This is a genomic window from Oxalicibacterium flavum (assembly GCF_014635065.1).
GTDB classification, from domain to species: Bacteria; Pseudomonadota; Gammaproteobacteria; order Burkholderiales; family Burkholderiaceae_D; genus Oxalicibacterium; species Oxalicibacterium flavum.
Genome location: NZ_BMCG01000002.1, coordinates 235,054 through 251,895, shown reverse-complemented (window position 1 = coordinate 251,895; position 16,842 = coordinate 235,054). Strand labels below are relative to the sequence as shown.

Genomic DNA, 16,842 nt, shown 5'->3' with positions numbered 1-16,842 from the left:
ACGATGCATTCAACGTGCATCGTGCAGCCGTACTGGAATGAATGCATGAACCAGAAGCTATCGCCCTCGACCATCCTGCTGCTGACGCTGGCGCCGGTGATGTGGGCCGGCAACGCAATCGTCGGTCGCGCAGTGCACGAACTGGTGCCGCCAGTGCTGCTCAACTGCCTGCGCTGGTCGCTCGCGATGCTGATCCTGCTGCCGTTCGCGCATCGCGTATTCCGTCGCGACAGTCCTCTGTGGCCGGCGTGGCGGCGTTTTGCGCTGCTCGGATTGCTGGGAGTGGGGCTCTACAACACGCTGCAGTATCTTGCGCTGAAGACCTCGTCACCGATCAATGTGACGCTGGTGGCCGCCAGCATGCCGGTCTGGATGATGCTGATCGGTGCCTTGTTCTTCGGCACCGCGATCTCGCGGCGGCAGACGGTGGGCGCGGTGCTCTCGATCGGCGGCGTGCTGCTGGTGCTGAGTCGCGGCGACTGGCATTTCCTGTTGTCGCTGCGACTGGTTCCTGGCGATCTGATGATGATTGCCGCCGCCATCGTCTGGTCCTTTTACAGTTGGCTGCTGACCTTGCCGAAGGACCCGCCTGCGCTGCGGGCCGACTGGAGTGCCTTCCTGCTGGCACAGGTCGCCTTCGGCGCCGTGTGGTCGGGACTGTTCGCCGGTGTCGAGCACGCGCTCGATGTGCAGGAGGTGCACTGGGGCTGGCCGCTGGCGGCGGCCCTGGCCTTCGTCGCGATCGGTCCGGCCATCATTGCCTTGCGCTGCTGGGGACTTGGCGTGCAGCGGGTGGGGCCGACCATCGCCGGCTTCTTCGCCAACCTGACGCCGTTGTTTGCGGCGCTGATGTCGGCCGCCTTTCTGGGCGAGGCGCCGCATCTGTATCACGCCGTCGCCTTCCTGCTGATCGTCGGCGGCATCGTGATTTCCTCACGCCGGCAAGCCATGGCCAAATGAAAAAGCACCCGCGTGGAGGCGGATGCTTGCACCTGGCCGGATGTCAGCTTCCGTCCGCGGTTTCCTCATCGGCCGGCAGTTCTTCCAGCCGCTTGCCGCTTTCGTGGCGATGGTCCTTGATCTTTCCCTTGACCTTCAGCACCTGGCGATCGAGTTTTTCGATCATGCCGTCGATGGCAGCGTACAGGTCCTGGGCCGACTCTTCCGCGTGCAGGGTGTCGCCCTTCAGCCGCAGGTTGACTTCGGCGCGTTGCCGCATTTCCTTCTGCGGCAGGGTATCGACCGCCAGGATGACTTCGATTTCGACGATCTTGTCGAAATGGCGGGTGATGCGTTCGAGCTTGCTTTCCACATAGGCACGAATGGCCGGCGTCAGTTCGAGATGGTGTCCGGTGATCAAGGTATTCATCAGCAATTCCCCCAAAGAAAACGTTCTTGTAAATAGGAGCACGGTAAAGTCGATTCGTTCCTTGCCGTTCGAGAGGGCATTTCAGCGACGTCTCTAACACGCATTCTGACCGGAACTGTAGCGTTTGTCCTACGTATCGCGCTTCCGGCTTTGTGAAAAGATGCGGGCATGCGATTTCACGAATGAAATTTCAGACGTGGGCGCAGAGGAGAGTGGTTCCTGAAATCTGTTTTCAATGGAAGGAGGGACATCATGGCAGCTATCGATACTCCCATGGTTGAACGGCGTCATCTCGCCGACCGTCGCGCCGGCGGTTCTTCACGCAGTTTGAATGCAGTGGATTGGATCGCAATGGTCTTGTTGATCGTCGGCGGGATCAACTGGGGACTGATCGGATTGATGAATATCGATCTGGTGGCAGTCCTGCTGGGCGAGGCGACAGTGGCTTCGCGCGTTGTCTATATGGCGGTTGGCCTGTCGGGCTTGTATGCCATTTATACCTGCATCAGGTTGTCGAGCAGAAGCGGCAAGCTTCCCGCATAAGCCGAACTGATCGCCATGCCGGCGTACGGGTAACCGTGCGCCGGTTTTTTATTGGCCGGCCTTGAGATTCTGTTGCGGAATTGCGCGGTAATTTCGTCATTTACTTTACTAATGAAATATATCTAAGTAAAATAAATGGCATCGTATCCGCAGATTTTGCCGTCATGAAACCCATCGTCCTGCCCTTGCTGGTTTGCATCGTTGCCGCCCTGAGTGGCTGTGCCGATATGGGCAGCGCGCGCCCGCAGTCGGCGCAGCTCGACGCCAACGCCCTGCAAGCCGGCAGCGCGATCGCGGCGGACGATGCGCACGGCGCATGGCCGTCCGAGCAATGGTGGCAGGTCTATCGCGATCCGCAGCTCGATCGCCTGATCGAGACCGCGCTGCGCGACAATCCGGGGTTGCGCGAAGCCGCGGCGCGGGCGCGCCAGGCCGAGGCGATGGCTGGCGTGGGGCAGGCGGCCACCCGGCCGCACGTCGAAGCCGGCATGTCGCTGCAGCGCGAACTGTTTTCCGAACACGACTTCATCCCGGCGCCCGAGGCCGGCAACTATGCGTGGTACAACCGCGTCGCGCTCGAGGCCGGCTACGACCTCGACCTGTGGGGACGCCAGCGCAGCACGCTGGCCGCCATGCTGGCCGAGAAGAAAGTGGCCGATGCCGAGGCGCAGCTTGCGCGCCTGACGCTGGAACAGGCCGTGGTGCGCAGCTACATCGCACTGTCGCTCGAACATGCACTCAAGGATCTGGCGAACGACCGTCTCGCGCATCGCCGACAGGCGGTGCAGATCATGCAGAAGCGCCTTGCAGCCGGCCTTGCCAGCGAGGTCGAGGCGACGCAGCTCGATGCCACGCTGCCGGCGTTGCAACTGGAAATCGAGGCACATGAAGAACGCATTGCGATCCTGCGCAACCAGCTTGCCGCGCTGGCCGGCAAGGGGCCGGGCAGCGGCGAATCGATCGCGCGGCCGGCAATGCGACTGGACGATGCCGACGCGCTGGCGCTGCCCGCACGCCTGCCGGCCGACCTGATCGGGCGTCGTCCCGATGTGACGGCCAGCCGCTGGAGCGTGGAAGCGGCAGCGAAGGAAATCGACGCCGCGCGCGCCGCCTTCTATCCGGACATCAACCTGATGGCCTTCATCGGCTTCCAGTCGATCGGATTCACCAAGTTCCTGAGCGGCGAATCGTCGGTGCGCGGGCTGGGCCCGGCGATCTCGCTGCCGATCTTCGACGGCGGCGCCTTGCGCAGCAAGCTCGGCGCGCGCACCGCGGCCTACGATGCGGCGGTCGAGCGCTACAACGGCACGCTGGTGTATGCGCTCGAAAGCGTCGCCAGCCGGCTGGCCGTGGCGCGTTCGGTCGAGCAGCAGTTGCACCTGAACGAACGGGCGCTGGCCACTGCCACGCGTGCCCGTGCACTTGCGCAGCAGGGCGTGAAGGCCGGCATGACCGACTACCTGATTCTGATCGACAGCGAGGTCAACCTGCTGTCGCGCCAGCAGGATCAGGCGCGGCTGCTCGCGCACCGGCTGGAAAGCCACGCCGAACTGATGCTGGCGCTGGGCGGCGGCCTGCCGTCAGCCGACGTGGCGGCGCTCGATAAGCAGGCGCGTTCTTCCGATCAATCCATTCTCCTCGGCAAGGTACAGACACCATGACATCCTTTGACAGCACCGATCGCCGCATCAGCCGATGCGTCGAACGCATGCCCGATTATCCAAGCCGGCTCGTGACGCTGAACCGGCTTTCCTATCACCTGCAGAAGCGGACCCAGGACCTGCTGAATGCGGCGATGAAGGCGCACGGCCTGACCACCGTCGGCTACACCGCGCTGATGGTGCTCTACGGCTCGGACAACGAAACTCAGCGCGCTTCCGAATTGAGCGAAGCCTGTTCCGAAAAGCCCGCCAACCTCACGCGCATTTGCGACGACCTGGAAAGGCAGGGCTTCATCAAGCGCCGTTTCAGCGTCGAGGACCGCCGCAGCGTGGTCATCTCGCTGACCGCCGCCGGCCGCAGGCGCGTCGAGCAGGTCGCGCCCGAATACTGGGCGATCCTGCATCGCACCTACGACGGCATTCCCGATGGCGACCTCGAACAGCAGGAAGCCATGCTGCGCCAGCAGTTGCAGAACATCGAACGGGACTGATCGCCATGCGCGCCGTTTCTTCGTCCCGTTCCCGCACGCGTGCACCGTGGCAGCGCCACGCGCGCCGTGCGCTGCAGGACTGGATCGGCAGCGAAGGGCAGCGCTGGATTTTCATCCTCAAGACGCTGACCGCGGCCTTCCTCGCCTTGTGGATCGCGTTCCGCCTCGGCTTCGATTCGCCGCGCAGCGCGATGATGACGGTCTTCATCGTGGCGCTGCCCAGCAGCGGCATGGCGCTCGAGAAGGGCATCTATCGGCTGTTCGGCACGCTGGTCGGTTGCGGTGCGGCGCTCGCGATCGTCGGCCTGTTTCCGCAGCAGCCGCTGCTGTTGTTCATCGCGGTCGCGCTGTGGGTCGGCCTGTGCACCTATGGTTCGGCGATGATGCGCAATGCGCGCTCCTACGGCTTCGTGCTGGCCGGCTATACCGTGTGCATGATCGCCTTGCCGGCGATCGCCGCACCATTGAACGTGTTCGAACTGGCGGTGGCGCGCTTCACCGAAATCGCGCTCGGCATCCTGTGCGCGGCCTTCGTCAACGATGCGCTGTTTCCGAAGCACCAGAGCGACCAGCTCGTGCAGTCGGTGCGCGGTCTGTACCGCAATGCGACGCAGCTGTTTCACGATGCCTTGCTGGGGCGGCTCGACGATGCGGCGATGGAACGCCTGCATTTGCAGTTCGCCGCCGAGGTGGCCGCGCTCGAAGCCGGCCGCGCCGCCTCGTGGTTCGAGGCGGGCGACATCCGTATGCGCAGCCGCCAGCTGCATGCGTTCAACGCCTCGCTGATGGTGGCGCTGACCACTTTCCACACGCTGCATCGGCTGATGCAGCGCCTGCGCGCGCAGAACGAGACGCTGGTGCCGCAACACCTCCAGCCACTGTTCGCCGACTTGTCGCAGGCATTGCTGGTCGAGGACGCGCCGGCGCGCAGCGCGCGCGAGGCCGGCGTCACGCGTGAGCGTCTGGCCGCCTTGTCGCTGAGCCTGCCGCAGCGGCTTGCGGCAGTACGTAGCGAATTCAGCGCCGGATTCAGGAACGAATTCAAAGAGCAGGCCGCGAACGCCGAGCAGCGACTGGCCATGGATACTGCGCTGGAATTGTTCCGGCGCCTGCATGACGAGCTGCTGGCACTGGTCGGCGACTACCACGCACTGGCCGGGCGCCTGACGCTGGTTCCGGCCGGCACGCAGAGAAAGATCCTGTCCTACAGCCCGAGCACGCCGCCGATGATCGCGGTGGCCGCCGGCCTGCGCAGCGCCGCCGCGCTGTTGCTGCTGGCACTGGCGTGGTACGGACTGAACTGGCCGAGCGCCGGCGGCGCCGTCATCATGACGGTGATCTTCTGCGGGCTGGCCGCGTCTTCCGCCGACCCGGACGCGCTGATCCGGCAGACCACGCTGGGCTTTGCGCTGGCCGTGCCGTTCGCCTTCCTCTGTGCCTTCTTCATGCTCAACCACGTCGAGGGCTACGGCATGCTGGTGCTGGCGATGCTGCCGTTCCTGCTGGCCGGCAGCTATCTGAGCACCTGGCGCAAGGTGGCGGGCATCGGCATCGGCTTCAACCTGATGTTCGCGCAGATGGTCGCCCCCGAAAACATGATGCGCTTCGACGTGACGAGCTTTCTCAACGACAGCATGGCCCAGGTGCTCGGGCTGGTGCTGGCGGCGCTGATGTTCGTGCTGATCCTGCCCGCGCACCGGCAGGGATCGCAGCGCCATATCGCGGCCGCGCTGTGGGACGAAGCCTGGCAGCTGTGCATCAGCCATCGTCCTTCGCTGCGGCATCGCTTCGAAAGCCGCATGCGCGACCTGCTGAACCAGTTGAACATGGGCATGCGCGGCACGGCGAACGCCGCCACGCGGCAGACCCTGAACCAGGCGATCACGCTGCTCGAGATCGGCCACGCCATTCTCGACCTGCGCGAACTGGCCAATCGTCTGCCGGCCGGCCATGCAGCCCGGCTCGCGCAGCATGCCTGCATAGCCGCGCTGGCCGTCTATTTTCGCTCCCGCCAGCCGCAGGCCCATGCGCAGGCCCTGGTCGCGGTACGGCAGGCCGGGCAGGCGATCCGCGCGCAGTTGGCGATGGAGCAGGGCGGCGAGACGGCCGACATGCTGCAACGCGCGCTGACCGATCTGCATCTGATCTACAGTTCCCTGCTCGACCGGGCGCTGGTGCCCGAAGAGGCGCAGAAGGAGGCCGATCATGCCGCGTGAAATCGCCGTCTTCGGCATCCTGCTGCCGTCCCTGTTGCCGGTGTTCGTGCTGAGCCTGATCGTGCATCTGGGCGTCGATCTGCTGTGCGGCCACTTCGGCGTCTATCGCCACGTCTGGCATCGCGCGCTGTTCCGCCTGTGCCTGCTGGTCTGCATCTTCGGCGCCATGGCGCTGCTCCTTTACTGATTCGAGGTTGCCATGCGTGCTTCCGTTTCCATCCGCTATCTGATTACCGCCGTATTGCTGCTCGCCGCCTTCGTGTTCGGCAAGTTCCTGTGGGACGACAACATGACGTCGCCGTGGACGCGCGACGGTCGCGTCAAGGCCGACATCATCCACATCGCACCCGACGTCTCGGGCGTGGTGACGCAGGTCGCCGTGCATGACAACCAGTTCGTGCACAAGGGCGACGTGCTGTTCAGCATCGACCGCGACCGCTATGCGCATGCATTGGCCGAGGCCGAGGCGGGCCTGGCGGCACAGCAGGCCGAGAAGGCGATGCGCAGCAGGGAAGCGGCGCGCCGCAAGGGACTGGATGCGGCCATCGTCACCGACGAAAACCGCGAAGCAGCCGTGTCGGCCGCTGCGGTCGCGCATGCGCGCTACCTGGCCGCGCTCGCCACGCGCGATACCGCGCAGCTGAACCTGGCGCGTACCGAGATCCGCGCACCGGTGGACGGCTACGTGACCAATCTGCACGTGCACGCGGGCGATTTCGCCAATGGCGGCACGCCGCAGCTGGCGCTGATCGACAGTCATTCGTTCTATGTCAGCGGCTATTTCGAGGAAACCAAGCTGCCGTACCTGGCCGTGGGCGACGCGGTGGAGATTCGCCTGATGAGCGGCGAGCAGGTGTTGCACGGCCATATCGACAGCATCTCGCGCGGGATCACCGATCGCGATGCGGCAACCGGCAGGGAACTGCTGGCCGACGTCAATCCGACCTTCAACTGGGTGCGCCTCGCGCAGCGCATCCCGGTACGCGTGCGGCTCGACGATCCGGAAGCGGCGCAGAAGCTGATCGCCGGCACGACCTGTACCGTGACCGTTCTGCAGGGAAGTGCGCGGCACACCGCCGGCTGATCCTTCGGATCGGGGCGCATCATCCAGTTCCTGGCGTCCCGCTCACACCATCAGGTCGCGATTTCGGCATAGGGCTGCTGCCGGCGCGCCTGCCGTAGCGCCTCGGCCCACCATCGTAGCTGCGCGCTCATCATGCGCATCGACTGCTCGGCCAGGTTCGGTTCGAGCAGGCGGCCGTCGCGGTCGAACTGCTTCCACGCTTCGGTGAACGAGACCGTGTTGCGCATGGTCACCGAATGCACCTCGGCAAAGACCTGCCGCAACTGTTCGACCGCATGCGTGCCGCCATGCAAGCCGCCATACGAGACGAAGCCGACCGGCTTGGCCTGCCATTCGCCATAGACGGAATCGATCAGGTGCTTGAGGATCGCCGGATAGCCGTGGTTGTACTCCGGCGTGACGATTACGTAGGCATCGGCCGCACCTATGCGCGTCTTCAGCGTGGTCAGTGCCGGACTGCATTGCCGTTCCAGCCGCATCGGCAGTTCGATCTTCGCCGGATCGACGATGTCGAGCCGGATGCCTTGGTGCCGCAGAAGTTGCGCCGCGCTCCAGCGCGCGACGGTGTCGCAGAATCGTCCTTCCCGCGTGCTGCCGTAGATCAGGGCGATGTTCAGGTCGGTCATGCATGCTCCCTTGTGGTTCGGTGCAAAGGAGTGTAAAACCTCAACTTTACTTGAGGTCAAGGGCCGACATGGCAAACGAGGAAGACGAGGAGCCCAGGCAGGAACTGACCGTGGGCGAGGTCGCCAGGCGCAGCGGCCTGGCGGTGTCGGCAATCCATTTCTACGAGGCCAAGGGATTGATCGCGAGCCGCCGCAATGCGGGTAACCAGCGGCGTTATGCGCGCGACGTGCTGCGGCGCGTGTCGCTGATCAAGGTCGCCCAGCGCATCGGCATTCCGCTGGCCGATATCGGCGCCGCCCTGGCAACGCTGCCGCAGGGCCGTGCGCCGAGCATGCGCGACTGGACGCGGCTGTCGGCCAGGTGGAAGAAGGAACTGGATGCACGCATCGCGCGGCTCACGCTGTTGCGCGATCATCTCGACGACTGCATCGGTTGCGGCTGCCTGTCGATCGACCACTGCCGTCTGCGCAATCCGCAGGACGAACTCGGACTGCAGGGCAGCGGACCGCGCCTGCTGGAGCAGGGCGAGGATTAGAGCTGGTGGCGTCCGGTGCGCGCCAGTTGCGCGCGCAGGGCGTCGATCTGTTCGAGCAGGTCGAGCGCCAGCGCGATGCCGGAGGCATTGACTTCCATGTCCTCGGCCATCTGCCGCGCCAGGCGTGCGCGCCGCAGCATGTTGCCGCTGAAGCGCCAGTCGCGCGGCTGCTTGCCGGTCGGCACCAGCACGCCTTCCACGACCCAGGTTTCGATGGTGGTGCGCGGCGCGCCGCAGCTCTGGCAGAGGTCGGCAAGCGTCAGCATCATGTCTTCGTCGATGACTTGCGCCTGTACATGGCGAATGACGGTCTTGTTCATCGTGTCACCTCGAGGAATCAGTGCGGGGATTGAAATCGAAGGCCTCGCGGAACGCCTGATAGGCCTGGCGCGACGCCTCGCTGTCGGCCGGCGGCAGCGCGATGCCGAGCACCACGTACAGGTCGCCGGCTTCCTTGCCCGGAATACCCTTGCCCTTGAGCCGCAGCTTGCGACCGGCCACGGAATTGGGCGGGATCGTCAGTTCGACCTTGCCTTCGGGTGTATCGGCCGCCACCGTCGCGCCGAGCGCCGCTTCCCACGGCGCCAGCGGCAGGTCCGCATAGACGTCGCGGCCGTCGATGCGGTAGTGCGCATGCGGCTTGAAGGCGATCTCGAGATAGAGGTCGCCGGCCTTGCCGCCGTTGAAGCCGGCGCCGCCCTGGCCGGCCAGGCGCAGGTTCTGGCCGGCACGGATACCCTTGGGAATCGTCACGCTGAGCGTGCGTTCGCGGTGCAAGGTGCGGCCGTGTTCGTCGGTTTCCGGCAGGCGCAGCGAGATCGAACGCTGCGCGCCGCGATAGGCGTCCTCCAGATCGATCTGGATCTTGGCGTGGATGTCCTCGCCCGGCATCTGCATGGTGCGGCGCGGGCCGCGCCCGGCCTGCTGCGCGAACATCTGTTCGAAGAAGTCGCCGAAGTCCATGCCTTCGAATCCGCCACCCCCACCATTGCCGCCGAAGCCGGCGCTGCGGAAGTCGAACCCGCCGTCGCCCGGCGGCGGCTGGAAGTCCTGGCCGTTCTGCCAGTTGGCGCCGAGCCGGTCGTAGGAGGCGCGCGATTCCGGGTCCTTGAGGACCTTGTAGGCTTCGCCCATTTCCTTGAAGCGCGCCTCGGCATCGGCTTCCTTGCTGACGTCCGGATGGTACTTGCGCGCCAGCTTGCGATAGGCGCTGCGAATCTCGTCCTGCGACGCATCGCGCTTGACGCCGAGTATCTCGTAGTAATCCTTGAATTTCATTGCTTGGCTCCCTGTTCGCGGGGAAATATTTCCTTGCAGATGGTGGCGCCCCGGCTGTCGTTCAAGGTTCGACTCGACGATTCGGATCGCGGTTCACACCGACACGCCGACCAGCCAGCCGATGCCGCTGGTGATGACCATGGCGAGCGCGCCGAGGCTGCCGACGCGCACGGCGGCACGCAGCATGGGCGCATTGCCGGCGCGCGCCGCCAGGGCGCCGAGCAGTACCAGCGACAGCAGCGACACCACCGCCAGCACCGGGATCGTCGCGCCGGCCGGACTGGTGATGGCGATCAGCAGCGGCAGTGCCGAACCCGACGAAAACGCCAGCGCGGAAGCCAGCGCCGCCTGCGTCGGCCGCGCCGCGGTGATGGCATTGAGGCCGAGTTCCTCGCGCGCATGGGCGTCGAGCGCATCCTTGGCCATCAGCTGCGTGGCGACCTGTTCGGCCAGCGCCGGTTCCAGTCCGCGCGAGACGTAGATGGCGGCCAGCTCGCGGTGTTCGGCCTCGGGCCGGGCGGCGATCTCGCGGCGCTCGAGGTCGAGTTCGGCACGCTCGGCATCGGCCTGCGAACTGACGGAGACGTATTCGCCGACCGCCATCGACATTGCGCCCGCCGCCAGCGCCGCGATGCCGGCGGTCAGCATCTGCGTTGCGCTCGCACCGGATGCGGCCACGCCGAGCAGCAGGCAGGCGGTGGAAATGATGCCGTCGTTGGCGCCGAGCACGGCGGCGCGCAGCCAGCCGATGCGGTTGCCGACGTGGGATTCGGAATGGGGTGGGGCGGTGACGGGTGTGATGTGCGGGATGAGGGGATTCATGCAGGCAATGTATCACTTCGGCAAGCCGGCCGGCATGAAAAGAATGGCGGGACGAACGGCGAAAAGCGTGGCCGGGAAACGGTGCGGATTTGATCCATGTCAATAGTCGCCGGCACCCGCTTGCTAGAGTGTGGCCATCCAGAATTCCAGAGGAACATCATGCTCGACACCGTCTTTCCGCCGCTCCGCATCAAGGGAAAATCGCTGCTGCCCGTCGTACAGGGCGGCATGGGCGTGGGCGTTTCGGCGCACCGCCTGGCCGGCAACGTGGCGCGGCTGGGCGCGATGGGCACGATCTCGAGCGTCGATCTGCGGCGCCATCATCCGGACCTGATGGCGCGCACCGGCAAGGCGCGCAAGGACGACATGAAGGCGGTCATCAACGCCGCCAACCTCGAGGCGCTGGACCGGGAGATTCGCGCCGCGCGTGCGCTGTCGGAAGGAAGCGGCATGGTCGCGGTCAACATCATGCGTGCGGTGGCGGAATATGCGCCGTACGTGAAGCAGGCCTGCGAAAGCGGCGCCGACGCCATCGTGGTCGGCGCCGGACTGCCGATGGACCTGCCGGAACTGGCGGCCGATTATCCGGACGTGGCGCTGATTCCGATCCTGTCCGACGTGCGCGGCATCGGCCTGATCCTGAAGAAATGGATGCGGCGCGACCGCCTGCCGGACGCCATCGTGATCGAGAATCCGCAGTTCGCGGCCGGCCATCTGGGCGCGGCCAGCCTGGACAGCATCAACGATCCGCACTTCGCGTTCTCTGTCGTGATCGAGGGCACGCTGGCGTTGTTCGACCAGCTCGGCATCGCGCGCGACCGCATCCCGCTGATTGTGGCCGGCGGCATCCATTCGCATGAACAGGTGCGCGAACTATTGGCGCTGGGCGCCAGTGCGGTACAGCTCGGGACCTCGTTCGCGGTGACGACCGAAGGCGATGCGCACGAGAACTTCAAGCGCATCCTCGCCGGCGCCCAGCCCGAGGATATCGTCACCTTCATGAGCTGCGCCGGTCTGCCGGCGCGCGCGGTGCGCACACCATGGCTGATCCGCTATCTCGAAAAGGAAAAGAAACTGCAGGACAAGGCCGGTCCCAAGGCCTGCACGGTCGGCTTCGACTGCCTGCATCAATGCGGCCTGCGCGACGGCATTGCCAAGGCCGGCCAGTTCTGCATCGACACGCAGCTGGCGTTCGCGCTGCAGGGCGACGTCGGGCGCGGCCTGTTCTTCCGCGGCTCCGAACCGCTGCCGTTCGGCAATGCGATCCGCCCGGTGCGCGAACTCATCGACTATCTGCTCAACGGCGTGCGTCCGGCTGCGTCGCAGGCCTTGTCCGCAGCCGGCATGCAGCCGGCCTGAGCCATCATCCTTCCTTCCGAACCGCGCCTTGTCATCGCATTCCTACCGCAGGTTGCGTGATTGACCGGGTGACGGCGCGCGTCAACTGGTCTATCCTCGCTGTCCACCGAGAAAACCGCCTGCACAGCGGCGGTAACAGGCGAGGATGAGCGATGCGAGGATGGCGGACATGGAGATGGGGCGTTACGGCGGCAGTGTGCATGCTGCTGGCGCTTGCCGCGCTGTTCCTGTACCGGCTGGCCGATGGTGACCGTCTGAAGCAGTTTGCACGCGACAAGGTGGCACAGACCTGGAACCGCGAACTGGCGATCGGCGACCTGTCGATGGCCCTGTTTCCCTATCCGCATCTTGAAGCGCGCGATGTGCGCGTCGGCAATCCGGCGTGGACGCAGGATGCGCATTTGCTGGAAGCCGATGGCGTCAAGGCGCGCTTCGCCTTGCTGCCGCTGCTGCGCGGCAGTTTCGTGCTTGAAAGCCTGCACTTCGAAGGCCTGCGCGCGAATCTGGAGGTTGCGGAGGATGGACGGCGCAGCTGGGATATGCCGCGCGGCCGTTCACTGCAGACTTCCGACATCGATCTGAGCGATCTGCGCGTGCAGGATGGTCTGCTGACCATACGCCGTCCGCACGACGAGCCGTTTGCGCTGCATATCGACAGGTTCGAGGCCGAAAGCGCGGGGCGTTTGCGCAACATCGAGTTCGAGACCACCCTCAGCCGCAACGAGCAGGCCTTGCTGATCAAGGGCGAGCTGCAGGATCTGGCGGCGTTTGGCAGACCCGGTGCCAGCAGCGGCGGCATGGTGTTCGTCAAGAGCGGCCGATCGACCGCGCTGATCAAGGGCACGCTGCCGATTTCGCTGGAACCGCAAAGCTATGCCTTTTCGGCGGCGATCGATGCCCCTTCGCTGGAAGAAGCGTATCGCTTTCTCGCCATTGACCTTAAGCCGCCGGTGCCCATCAAGCTCGATCTGCAGGTGCAGGGCGCGGGGCGCAAACTCTATGTCAGCGATCTGAAGCTGCAGATGGGCAAGTTGAACCTGGCGGGCGCGCTGCAATTCGACCGCAGCGCATCGCGTCCTTCATTCCGCGCCGACCTCAAGGCAGACCGGGTCGATATGGTGCAGACCTTCCTCGACGCCGGCCGGCCACCGCTGCCGCCCAAGCCCGAGGGCGAACTGTTCCGCGACCGCCCCTTGCCGTGGCCGCTGCTGAGCGCCCTGCAGGGCATGGATGGCACGATTGCGGCACGCATCGACGCGCTGCGCCTGCGCAACGGCATCGAGGTGCGCGAGGCAGTGGCGCAGGCCGATACGCGTGACGATCGCATGACGGTGACTTCGTTCGGCGGCAAACTGCTGGGCGGAAGCGCGCGGGGCGATGCCATATTCACGGCGCGCAATCGCGCGGTGTCGCTGAACCTGCAGCTCGACCAGACGCTGCTCGGCCAGTGGTTTGCCGAAACCGGCAAGAAATCGCGCATCGAGGGCGGTCGCATGCAGGCGACCCTGCGTGTGCAAACGCAGGGCGAGAGCATGAAGCAGCTGGCGGCCAACATCGATGGTCCGCTCGATCTTCGCATTGCCGAAGCGCGCATTCATTCCGAATCGGCGGGACAGGCCGAATACTGGCTCAACGGTCTGTTCTCGGCGCGGGATTCCAAATACATCGACATGGCCTGTCTGTCGGCCAGGTTGCCGTTCAGAAACGGCTTGGCCAAGGGCGAAGGCATCGTCGGCGCGCGCAGCGATGCGAGCCAGTTGCTGACCAGCGGCGCAGTCGACATGCGCACGCAGACGCTCGACCTGCGCGGCCGCGTCAGGGCGCGCGCCGGCATCAGCCTCGGCATTTCGACCTTTGCCAGCGAGGTGCGAATTGCCGGCAAGGTGACGCGGCCGCAGATGAACATGGACGAGGCGGGCGCGCCGGAAGCGCTGGCGCGTATCGGCGCGGCCATCGTGACCGGCGGTATCAGCATCGTGGCGACCTCGATCTGGGATGGCGCGAACCCCGGATCGGACCCGTGCCAGCAGGTGTTCGCGCACAAGCCGCGGCCGTGATGAGCGGCACGCGCATGCAAGGCGGGATGGAATTCGCGGCAAACTCCCGCTATGATGCTGAATTTGCAAAAGGATGGTGCATGGCAAGGTTGCAAGACATCGTCGGCAAGTACGAGGACGGTGCCCGTTTCGTGATTACGGCGCAGATGCTGCGGGTAGGTGTCGAAGAGTTCGACACGCTGGTCAAGCTCTGGCTGGAGGACGAAGGGCGCGGCTTCGAACTGGCGGACGTGCCGCATCGCCGGGTTGTCAACGGCGAGTTCTTTATCGACCGCATCACCGTCATCAGGGTATCGACGTAAGCGTTGCCGCTGTTTTTTCTCACCTTTCATGGAGCCGGCCCTTATCGTGTTCACCCGATTGCCAGTCATTCCCCAGTATTTTCTGCCGAAGAAGGCACTGACCGCGTTTGCCGGCCTGGTTGCCGGCGCGCGCGCGGGCCGCATCACGACCGGCCTGATCCGCTGGTTCATCGGCAAGTACAAGGTCAACATGGCGGAAGCGGCCAATCCCGATATCGGCAGCTATGCGACCTTCAACGAATTCTTCACGCGCGCGCTGCGGCCGGGCGCACGTCCGCTGGCATCGGCGGATTTCGTCAGCCCGGTCGATGGCGCGATCAGCCAGTTCGGACGCATCGAGGACGACCAGATCTTCCAGGCCAAGGGCCACAATTATCTGACCGAGGCGCTGGTCGGCGGCGACCGTGAGCTGGCGGAGCAGTTTCGCCACGGCAGCTTTGCCACGCTGTACCTGAGTCCGCGCGATTATCACCGCGTGCACATGCCGTGCGACGGTCGCCTGATGCGCATGATTTACGTGCCGGGCGCGCTGTTCTCGGTCAATCCGACCACCGCGCGCGGCGTGCCCAACCTGTTTGCGCGCAACGAGCGCGTGGTCTGCGTGTTCGAGGGGGCGCAGGGACCGTTCGTGATGGTGCTGGTCGGCGCCACCATCGTCGGCAGCATGCAGACGATCTGGCACGGCGTGATCAATCCGCCGCGCACCGGCCGGCTGCGCGAATGGCGCTACGACAAGCAGCATCTGGTGCTGAAGAAGGGGGAGGAAATGGGGCGCTTCCTGCTCGGCTCCACCGTCGTCATGCTGTTCCGCAAGGACACGCTGGCCTTCGCACCGGCCTGGCAGCCGACCGGCGCGGTACGGCTGGGCGAGGCGATGGCGAATCTGGCGCCGTCGCCGTCGGCAACTTCTTCCAGCTAGTTGCCCTTGGAGGGGAAGGGATGATCTTCATCGACCAGCCCCTTGTCCTTTTCTTCCTGCTTCTGCTGCTCGCGATCGGGATGGTCGGCACGCTTGCCGACCTTGCGGATTTCCTTTTCCGTATCCGCCGCACCCGGACTGCGTTCGCCGCTGCCGATATCGTCTTCCTGGATCATGTGTTTGTCGGGCATGATGGCGCTCCTGAAAAGATGAACATGCGGATTGGACCCGGCGCCGGCGCAAAGATTCGGCCTGCGTTTCCTGCCGTTTCGCTCTTTCCTTCACGCAAGCGTTTTCCGGCTTGCCGTGCCGCATGCCGCCAACCGATAATGGCGCGCATGTTCCTTCATCGGTCCTCCGGCTCATGCTGATCCTGTTCCTCAAGGCCGCCATTCTGGTGCCCATCACCTTGCTGCCGATCCTCAATCCCTTCGGCAATGCGCCGGTGTTCGCGAGCCTGCTCGGCAATCTCGGCCGCGATGCGGAAAAGAAACTGGCGCGGCAGGTCGCACTCAACTGCTTCTTCATGCTGCTGGGGGCAATGTTCATCGGCTCGCACGTGCTGATGTTCTTCGGCATCTCGCTGCCCATAGTGCGTATCGGCGGCGGCATACTCGTCATGGCGACTGCCTGGCGGCTGTTGCACGACAACAGCCAGGACGCGATCCGCACGCAGGTCGCGACGAACCAGACCGAAGTCTGGTCGGACGAGGAATTCAAGGTGCGCAGCTTCTATCCGATCAGCTTCCGCTGACGGTCGGTCCGGGTTCGATCGCCGCTTCCATCACGCTCGGTGCCAACGCGCCGAACCGTCTGCTCGACCAGGTGATCTCGCTCGGCAGCGCGGCGGTCGGCGCGGCACTGACGGCGCTCGTGATCTTCCTTTGCTACCGCTATGCCAACGGCATGATCCGTCTGCTGGGCCGGCTCGGCACGATGGTGGTGCTGCGCCTGTCGGCCTTCATCCTGCTGTGCATCGGCATCGAAATCCTGTGGCACGGCGTGCTGGACCTGCTGCTCGAGGCAGGGCTGGCCTGACGGCGAGTTGCAGCCGATCGCATCCGCCTACAGCACGCCGTCGAGCAGTAGATAGCCGGGTAGCCAGCCGGTGGCGATACCGATCACCACGGTGACCACGCCGGTCAGGCGCGCGATGTTGCGCTGCATGGCCAGCAGCAGGAAGAACATGAACCACAGCACCGCCCATGCCGCCCACGACAGGCCGAACCAGACGTCCCAGGTACTGCCCGCATGCCGCAAGGTGTCGAACGCGACCGGCACCACGGTAATCGCCACGAACAGACTGAACCAGCCCAGGCCGCGGCCGTCGGCACCGTTGAAGCGATTGAATGCCACCCAGAAATAGGTAAAGGTGAACAGCAGGGTGAGGGCGGCGCCCTTGATCGAGGCGGCATCGGCATTGCCGTTGAATGCCATGTACAGCGCAATCAGCAGGGTAAGTCCACCCGAGAAGACGTTGATGATCCAGATCTCGCGGTCGCCGATGCGATCGAGCAGCCACAGGCCGTTGAGAAAAAGAACGGCGCCCACATACAGCAATGAAAGTCCCAGCAGCATG

Annotated in this window: 19 protein-coding genes and 1 pseudogene; 13 read left to right on the top strand and 7 right to left on the bottom strand. The window is 65.0% G+C overall.

Annotation, left to right across the window (positions count from 1 at the left end):
* The first annotated feature begins 45 nt into the window (after positions 1-45).
* Positions 46-960 carry a DMT family transporter gene (locus IEV38_RS04730; protein WP_188395028.1) on the top strand — a complete coding sequence of 305 codons (915 nt, stop codon included), beginning with the start codon at positions 46-48 and terminating at the stop codon, positions 958-960.
* 43 nt (positions 961-1,003) lie between these two features.
* Here the strand turns inward: IEV38_RS04730 and hpf are convergent, their stop codons facing one another.
* Positions 1,004-1,369 carry a ribosome hibernation-promoting factor, HPF/YfiA family gene (gene hpf / locus IEV38_RS04725; protein WP_188395027.1) on the bottom strand — a complete coding sequence of 122 codons (366 nt, stop codon included), beginning with the start codon at positions 1,367-1,369 and terminating at the stop codon, positions 1,004-1,006.
* Between the two features lie 252 nt (positions 1,370-1,621).
* On the opposite strand from hpf, the gene IEV38_RS04720 reads away from it, so the two are divergent.
* The 6 genes from IEV38_RS04720 (at position 1,622) to IEV38_RS04695 (ending at position 7,364) form a co-directional block, all read left to right on the top strand.
* Complete coding sequence (locus tag IEV38_RS04720) at positions 1,622-1,912, top strand: DUF378 domain-containing protein (protein ID WP_188395026.1); 291 nt, start codon at positions 1,622-1,624, stop codon at positions 1,910-1,912.
* A 164-nt stretch (positions 1,913-2,076) separates the two neighbouring features.
* Entirely contained in the window at positions 2,077-3,573 is a 1,497-nt protein-coding gene (locus tag IEV38_RS04715) for an efflux transporter outer membrane subunit (protein ID WP_188395025.1), read from the top strand.
* A complete protein-coding gene (locus IEV38_RS04710; protein ID WP_188395024.1) occupies positions 3,570-4,064 on the top strand; it encodes a MarR family winged helix-turn-helix transcriptional regulator in 495 nt (164 codons plus the stop codon). Before IEV38_RS04715 ends, IEV38_RS04710 begins: the two co-directional genes overlap by 4 nt.
* Positions 4,065-4,069: 5 nt before the next feature.
* Positions 4,070-6,280 (top strand): FUSC family protein, encoded by a 2,211-nt coding sequence (locus tag IEV38_RS04705; RefSeq protein ID WP_188395023.1) that lies wholly within the window; start codon positions 4,070-4,072, stop codon positions 6,278-6,280.
* Positions 6,270-6,467: a DUF1656 domain-containing protein gene (locus IEV38_RS04700; protein ID WP_188395022.1), complete on the top strand. Its 198-nt coding sequence runs from the start codon at positions 6,270-6,272 to the stop codon at positions 6,465-6,467. The genes IEV38_RS04705 and IEV38_RS04700 overlap by 11 nt, the downstream gene beginning before the upstream one ends.
* A 12-nt stretch (positions 6,468-6,479) precedes the next feature.
* The gene (locus IEV38_RS04695; RefSeq protein ID WP_188395021.1) at positions 6,480-7,364 is read left to right on the top strand and encodes an efflux RND transporter periplasmic adaptor subunit; all 885 of its coding nucleotides are present in this window, start codon (positions 6,480-6,482) and stop codon (positions 7,362-7,364) included.
* Positions 7,365-7,414: 50 nt separating this feature from the next.
* Here the strand turns inward: IEV38_RS04695 and IEV38_RS04690 are convergent, their stop codons facing one another.
* Positions 7,415-7,990 (bottom strand): NADPH-dependent FMN reductase, encoded by a 576-nt coding sequence (locus IEV38_RS04690; RefSeq protein ID WP_188395020.1) that lies wholly within the window; start codon positions 7,988-7,990, stop codon positions 7,415-7,417.
* A 68-nt stretch (positions 7,991-8,058) separates the two neighbouring features.
* On the opposite strand from IEV38_RS04690, the gene soxR reads away from it, so the two are divergent.
* Positions 8,059-8,526 carry a redox-sensitive transcriptional activator SoxR gene (soxR, locus tag IEV38_RS04685; protein WP_188395019.1) on the top strand — a complete coding sequence of 156 codons (468 nt, stop codon included), beginning with the start codon at positions 8,059-8,061 and terminating at the stop codon, positions 8,524-8,526.
* Here soxR and IEV38_RS04680 read toward each other — a convergent pair.
* The 3 genes from IEV38_RS04680 to IEV38_RS04670 all read right to left on the bottom strand — a co-directional run bounded on the left by IEV38_RS04680 (position 8,523) and on the right by IEV38_RS04670 (position 10,626).
* Positions 8,523-8,846, bottom strand: coding sequence for a chaperone modulator CbpM (locus IEV38_RS04680; protein ID WP_188395018.1), 324 nt, complete (start codon positions 8,844-8,846; stop codon positions 8,523-8,525). The two genes, soxR and IEV38_RS04680, sit on opposite strands and share 4 nt — an antisense overlap.
* A gap of 4 nt (positions 8,847-8,850) precedes the next feature.
* A complete protein-coding gene (locus tag IEV38_RS04675; protein WP_188395017.1) occupies positions 8,851-9,804 on the bottom strand; it encodes a DnaJ C-terminal domain-containing protein in 954 nt (317 codons plus the stop codon).
* A 93-nt stretch (positions 9,805-9,897) separates the two neighbouring features.
* The gene (locus IEV38_RS04670) at positions 9,898-10,626 is read right to left on the bottom strand and encodes a VIT1/CCC1 transporter family protein (RefSeq protein WP_188395016.1); all 729 of its coding nucleotides are present in this window, start codon (positions 10,624-10,626) and stop codon (positions 9,898-9,900) included.
* Positions 10,627-10,785: 159 nt separating this feature from the next.
* Between IEV38_RS04670 and IEV38_RS04665 the strand changes: the two genes are divergently transcribed.
* The 4 genes from IEV38_RS04665 to asd all read left to right on the top strand — a co-directional run bounded on the left by IEV38_RS04665 (position 10,786) and on the right by asd (position 15,263).
* The gene (locus tag IEV38_RS04665) at positions 10,786-11,985 is read left to right on the top strand and encodes an NAD(P)H-dependent flavin oxidoreductase (protein ID WP_188395015.1); all 1,200 of its coding nucleotides are present in this window, start codon (positions 10,786-10,788) and stop codon (positions 11,983-11,985) included.
* A gap of 200 nt (positions 11,986-12,185) precedes the next feature.
* The gene (locus tag IEV38_RS04660; RefSeq protein WP_229728685.1) at positions 12,186-14,042 is read left to right on the top strand and encodes an AsmA family protein; all 1,857 of its coding nucleotides are present in this window, start codon (positions 12,186-12,188) and stop codon (positions 14,040-14,042) included.
* Positions 14,043-14,122: 80 nt separating this feature from the next.
* Positions 14,123-14,344, top strand: a complete 222-nt coding sequence (locus tag IEV38_RS04655) for a hypothetical protein (RefSeq protein ID WP_188395013.1) — start codon at positions 14,123-14,125, stop codon at positions 14,342-14,344.
* Between the two features lie 46 nt (positions 14,345-14,390).
* Positions 14,391-15,263, top strand: a complete 873-nt coding sequence (asd, locus tag IEV38_RS04650) for an archaetidylserine decarboxylase (RefSeq protein ID WP_371869837.1) — start codon at positions 14,391-14,393, stop codon at positions 15,261-15,263.
* Here the strand turns inward: asd and IEV38_RS04645 are convergent.
* Positions 15,260-15,454 (bottom strand): hypothetical protein, encoded by a 195-nt coding sequence (locus tag IEV38_RS04645; RefSeq protein ID WP_188395011.1) that lies wholly within the window; start codon positions 15,452-15,454, stop codon positions 15,260-15,262. The genes asd and IEV38_RS04645 overlap by 4 nt on opposite strands.
* A gap of 173 nt (positions 15,455-15,627) precedes the next feature.
* Here IEV38_RS04645 and IEV38_RS04640 point away from each other — a divergent pair.
* Positions 15,628-16,301, top strand: a pseudogene (locus IEV38_RS04640) (MarC family protein).
* A gap of 27 nt (positions 16,302-16,328) precedes the next feature.
* On the opposite strand, the gene IEV38_RS04635 reads toward IEV38_RS04640, so the two are convergent.
* Positions 16,329-16,841: an AmiS/UreI family transporter gene (locus IEV38_RS04635; RefSeq protein ID WP_188395010.1), complete on the bottom strand. Its 513-nt coding sequence runs from the start codon at positions 16,839-16,841 to the stop codon at positions 16,329-16,331.
* Position 16,842: the final 1 nt, after the last annotated feature.